The organism is Intestinibacter sp. (genome assembly GCF_034113885.1).
Taxonomy (GTDB): Bacteria; Bacillota; Clostridia; order Peptostreptococcales; family Peptostreptococcaceae; genus Intestinibacter.
In genome coordinates, this window is the sequence record NZ_JAXEWM010000218.1 from 1 (window position 1) to 5,534 (window position 5,534).

Genomic DNA, 5,534 nt, shown 5'->3' on the forward strand with positions numbered 1-5,534 from the left:
AACTTCTTCTGAAAGATCACAAGAACCATCAGTTACTAATTTAATTTTATCCATTTTTATTCCTCACTTGTATATAATTATTTTTTCAGTCGGTCAAACGACCGATTTCTAATATTATTTTATTCCTTTATCTATTAAAAGTCAATATATTTGATTATATATCCATCCTCTAAATTTGACTTTATTTTAATCTACTATTATAATTTAAATAAATTTATTTTCTTGATATATAATTAAAATAGAAAGGTTATAAGCTATGAAACCAAATAATATGAAAGAAACTATCTTGGCGACATCTACAAAATTAATGGCTAAAAAAGGTATAAAAAACACTAGTCTTGCAGATATAGCCAAAGAAGTAGGTATTAGCAAAGGAACGTTATACTATCACTACTCTAGTAAAGACGATATAATTTGCGATATGGCAGAAATGCACTTAAAAGTAATAACTCATGCGCTAATTGAATGTCTACAAAACGCAGGTTTCCATTCAACTACAGAAGAGTTTATATCTGTTGTATTAAATAAAATATCTGATATAGAAAATCACGGAAGAATACATATGTATTTAATTTGCGAGGCAATCACAGGCAACGAAGTACTTAAAGAGAGATTTAAAATTAAATATATTGAATGGCGAAAGGCATTGGAATTAGAAATTCAAAGAGCAACTAGATTTAAGGACGATTCATATCCTATATCATTTTTACTGATTTCTATTGTAGATGGATTAGTAGTGCAAAGTCTATTAAAAACAGAAAAACTTCCTTATGGAGAAATATCTAGATTCTTAATCGACAAGCTAAAATAAAAAGGGAACTAATTTGAAATAAACATCAAATTAGTTCCTTTTATACTTTTATACTATAGTTTTTCTAAGTATATTATTTTTTAGTTACTTTTATTCCTGTTTCATGACCATTTAAGTCGTATTTTTCAAAGTCAGTTACATCAACTGCTTTTATTTCAACTGCTAATGTTTCTGTCTTGATATAGTCTGCGAATATTTCAACTGCTTTAGCTATTTCATCATCAGCATTGAATTCTATATCTATATTGTCTAGAACTTCGAAGTTGCTTGCTTTTCTTATTTGTTGAACCTTAGATATGAATTCTCTTGCATATCCTTCATTTACAAGCTCTTCAGTTAAATTAGTGTCTAATATAACGAATATATTATTTTCCATAGCAACATCGAAACCTGCTTTAGAAGCTATGTTTATTAAAACTTGATCTTTATCAAATTCAAATGCTTCACCATCTAAATCAACAGCTACTTTTTCGCCTGCTTCTAATTTAGGAACTACTTCATTTGCATCTAGCTTAGTTAATGCACCTGCAAATAGTTTCATCTTAGAACCTAAAACTGGTCCTAATACCTTGAAGTTTGGTTTTAAGCTGAAGTTCATATATTCTTCTAGGTTCTTAGCAAATACTACTTCTTTTACGTTTAATTCTTCTTTTATAAGGTCTACAACATCACTTATTAATTCTTCGTATTTACCATCAACTAATACTTTTGATACTGGTTGACGAACTTTTATTTTGCTTTCTTCTCTTGAAGCTCTACCTAGAGCAACTAAAGCCTTAGTTAATTCCATTTTTTCTTCAAGCTTAGCATCGATTAAACTTTCATCGCATTTTGGATAGCTAGCTAAGTGTACTGATACTTCACCTGTTAAATCTCTGTACATTTCTTCTGACATGTATGGAGCAAATGGAGCTATTAATCTGCATAATCCAGTTAATAATTCATAAGTAGTGTTGTAAACTGCTTTTTTGTCTTCTGTTAATTCTGTAGCCCAGAAACGTCTTCTAGATCTTCTTATATACCAGTTAGATAAATCATCGTTTATGAAAGCTTGTATATTTCTTATTACTCTGTTGACTTCGAATATTTCTAGATTTTCTACAGTTTCTTTTACTAAGCTGTTGTATTTAGATAATATCCATCTGTCAAGTTCTGGTCTATCTTTGTATTCAACAAAGAAATCTTTTGGATCTATGTCGTCTGTATTTGCATATAATGTGAAGAAGTTATATACGTTTTTCATAGTTCCTAAGAACTTACTTTGTATTTCTCTAAGTCCAGCTTCGTCAAATCTGATTGGAGTCCATGGTGGTGATACGTATAGTAAGTACCATCTTAAAGCATCTGCTCCGTATTTATCGAATAATTCAAATGGATTTACTGTATTTCCTTTTGATTTACTCATCTTTTTACCGTTTTTGTCAAGAACTAAGTCGTTAACAAGTACGTTTTTGTAAGGTGCTTTACCCATTACGAAAGTCGATATTGCAAGTAATGAGTAGAACCATCCTCTAGTTTGATCTATACCTTCACAGATATAATCTGCTGGGAATAATCTTTCGAATTTTTCTTTGTTTTCAAATGGGTAATGATGTTGAGCAAATGGCATAGCACCACTGTCGAACCAGCAGTCTATAACTTCTTTTACTCTTGTCATTGGTTTACCACATTCTGGACAAGTTAAATGTATTTCATCTACATATGGTCTATGCAATTCTACTGTAGCTGGATCTATTTTTTCTATAGCTTTTTCTGCAAGCTCTGCTCTAGATCCTATTGATTCAGTATGTCCACATTCACATCTCCATACGTTAAGTGGAGTACCCCAATATCTAGTTCTAGATACTGCCCAGTCTTTTACGTTTTCTAGCCAGTTTCCAAATCTACCTTCACCTACAAATTTAGGATACCAATTTACTGTGTTGTTATTTGCAACTAATTGATCTCTAAATTTAGTCATTTCTATATACCAGCTTGGGTTTGCATAATATACAAGTGGAGTACCACATCTCCAGCAGTGTGGATAGTTATGAGCTATTTTTTCTTTAGAGAATAATTTGCCTTCTTTAGCTAACCATTTAATTATTTCAACGTCTAGTCCATCTTCCATTACGAAGCGACCTTCCCATGGAGTAGCTGTAAATTTACCAGTTGTATCAACTGGTTGCACAACTGGTAAACTATATTTTCTACCGCAATTGTAGTCGTCTTCACCAAATGCTGGTGCAGTATGAACTATACCAGTACCATCTTCTGTAGTTACATAATCCATGCAAGTTACATAAAATGCTTTTTTATCTACATCAACGAAAGGCATTAATTGTTCGTATTCGATATATTCTAAATCTTTACCTTTCATTGTTTCAAGTACTTCATAAGTACCTTCACCTAATACCTTATTTGCTAAATCTTGGCATACATAGTATACTTCGCCATCTTTAGAAACTTTTAAGTAGTCTACTTCCGGATTTACTGTTAATGACACATTTGATGGTAAAGTCCAAGGAGTAGTTGTCCATGCTAGGAAATATTCATTTTCAGCATCCTTTTTCTTGAATTTACAGATAACTGTGTTAGTTTTTATTTCTTTGTACCCTTGAGCAACTTCGTGTGAAGCAAGACCAGTTCCACATCTTGGGCAGTAAGGAACTATTTTATGTCCTTCGTATAAATACCCTTCTTTATTGAATTTGTCTAATATCCACCAAACTGATTCTATATAATTGTTGTCTAGAGTTATATATGGGTTGTCTAAGTCAACTTCATATGCCATTCTTTCAGTCATATTTCTCCATTTTGCTTCATAAGAGAAAACTGACTCTCTACATTTTTGGTTGAATTCTTTTATACCATATTCTTCTATTTGTTGTTTGTTTGTAAGCCCTAATTCTTTTTCAACTTGTAATTCTACAGGTAGACCGTGAGTATCCCATCCAGCTTTTCTTTGAACTTGGTAACCGCTCATAGTTTTGTATCTACAAACCCAGTCTTTTAATGTTCTAGCTACAACATGGTGTATACCTGGGTTTCCATTAGCTGTTGGAGGTCCTTCATAGAATACATAACTTGGATCGTTGACACCTTTTTCTAATGTTTTTTCTAATATGTTTATATCTTTCCAATATTTTGACACTTCTGCTTCAGCATCTTTGACAGAAGAATCAACAAGAGGCTTAAATTTAGCCATAATATCACCCTTTCTTTTTTGATTTGATATTATTTACTCACTTTTCTTAATTTCTCAATTAAAATATACATATAAGTTATAAATTTAACTTTTACATATTAATTAAAAAGTCTAAAAATATAATTTTTATAATTGTTACCTTAATGTTTAATTATTACCAAATAAAAAAACTCCTCCCTTACAAAGGGACGAGTTATAATCGCGTTACCACCCTAATTCTACATATTAAAATAAATATGTAACACTCTATAGTTTAACGGCACTAACCGGCTCGGCTTAATAGACAAAATCTTTCAGCTTACAGCTCCAGAGTGATCTTCAACTTTCTCATAAATATTGGCTTCCACCTAATCCAACTCTCTGTAAATTATTTAAAAGTCTACTCTCTCTATCATAGCTTTTCTGTTCTTCAATTATACTTGATAATTATACAATAATTAACTTTATTCGTCAACAAAAAACATAATCAATATATTTTATTATTGCATATTGTATTTATATTATTACTAATATTTATTTTTTTATACATTTAATTGAAATTTTAATTGTTTTTTGATAACTCAGTATTATTTTTATCTGCTTCTTCTGTATCCTCTATATCTATTTCACCACGGACTTCTTGATCTGCAATAACTTCTCGAGTAAATAGCTCAGCTGTATCATCCATATCCTCTTTTATATAATTACATTCTCTAAAAGGAATTTGACAATTTTCATCTACATCAGAAAAAATTTCATCGATATTTTCCATTTCATCCTCTATCAATGATTTAAATCTATTTCTGAAGATTTTAAATTCCTTTACTAAATTATCGTATTCTTTTCTCATCTCTAATACACGATTATTTGTTTCATCGATTATATGTTTTGATTGAAGCTGAGCCTCCTCAACTATTATCTTAGCCTTTTTATTGGCAGCAAGACAAGTATCCTCTGCCGCACTTTGCGCTGTAATCAATGTCGCATTTAATGTATCCTCTATGCTTTTATATCTGCTTACTTGTTCTTGATACAATTTTATCTTTTCTTGAAGATCCATATTTTCTTTATAAATAGCTTCAAAATCTGTTGTAACTATTTTTAAAAATTCGTCTACTTCCTCTTCATTATATCCTCTAAAAGATCTTCTAAATTCTTTATTTTGTATCTCAATTGGAGTTATCATGCTTTAACCTCCTATAAAAAAATCTTTCCTTTTATTTTTATCCTACCTTTTTTTGTTAAGTCTCCAATCTCAACTATAAATCTTCCATGACCTCTTACTGATACGAGGCTTTGAGATTTAACTTCTTTAGATGGAGATAGTATCTTTTCATAATCTATATTTACTTTTTCACCTTTTATTAACTTTACACTTTCTGTCCTAGATAAATTATAAACGCCACTTATAATAGAATCTATCCTTAAAGATGAAACTGTAAAAGATATCTCTTTGAAATTCAATTCATTTTTGATAATATCTTTTACAGCTATTTCCTTAACTTTTACATTATTTCTAGAAACCTTATCTAAGTTAATAATTATAAAATCACATAT

Annotated in this window: 3 protein-coding genes, 1 pseudogene and 1 other annotated feature; of the genes and pseudogenes, 1 reads left to right on the plus strand and 3 read right to left on the minus strand. The window is 30.3% G+C overall.

What is annotated here, in order from left to right; translation table 11 throughout:
- Positions 1-256: 256 nt before the first annotated feature.
- Complete coding sequence (locus tag SPD90_RS13345; protein ID WP_320627145.1) at positions 257-811, plus strand: TetR/AcrR family transcriptional regulator; 555 nt, start codon at positions 257-259, stop codon at positions 809-811.
- Between the two features lie 73 nt (positions 812-884).
- Here the strand turns inward: SPD90_RS13345 and ileS are convergent, their stop codons facing one another.
- The 3 genes and pseudogenes from ileS to SPD90_RS13360 form a co-directional block, all read right to left on the minus strand.
- The gene (gene ileS / locus SPD90_RS13350; RefSeq protein ID WP_320925547.1) at positions 885-3,998 is read right to left on the minus strand and encodes an isoleucine--tRNA ligase; all 3,114 of its coding nucleotides are present in this window, start codon (positions 3,996-3,998) and stop codon (positions 885-887) included.
- Between the two features lie 181 nt (positions 3,999-4,179).
- Positions 4,180-4,402 (minus strand) — a binding site (T-box leader).
- A gap of 137 nt (positions 4,403-4,539) precedes the next feature.
- Complete coding sequence (locus SPD90_RS13355) at positions 4,540-5,163, minus strand: DivIVA domain-containing protein (RefSeq protein ID WP_320627143.1); 624 nt, start codon at positions 5,161-5,163, stop codon at positions 4,540-4,542.
- 11 nt (positions 5,164-5,174) lie between these two features.
- Positions 5,175-5,534, minus strand: a pseudogene (locus tag SPD90_RS13360) (RNA-binding protein); the annotation flags it as partial.

What these genes read in the sequence shown, in the direction of transcription:
- SPD90_RS13355 (WP_320627143.1), bottom strand. Translation starts at nt 5,163, where the DNA reads ATGATAACTCCAATTGAGATACAAAATAAAGAATTTAGAAGATCTTTT.
- SPD90_RS13345 (WP_320627145.1), top strand. Translation starts at nt 257, where the DNA reads ATGAAACCAAATAATATGAAAGAAACTATCTTGGCGACATCTACAAAA.
- ileS (WP_320925547.1), bottom strand. Translation starts at nt 3,998, where the DNA reads ATGGCTAAATTTAAGCCTCTTGTTGATTCTTCTGTCAAAGATGCTGAA.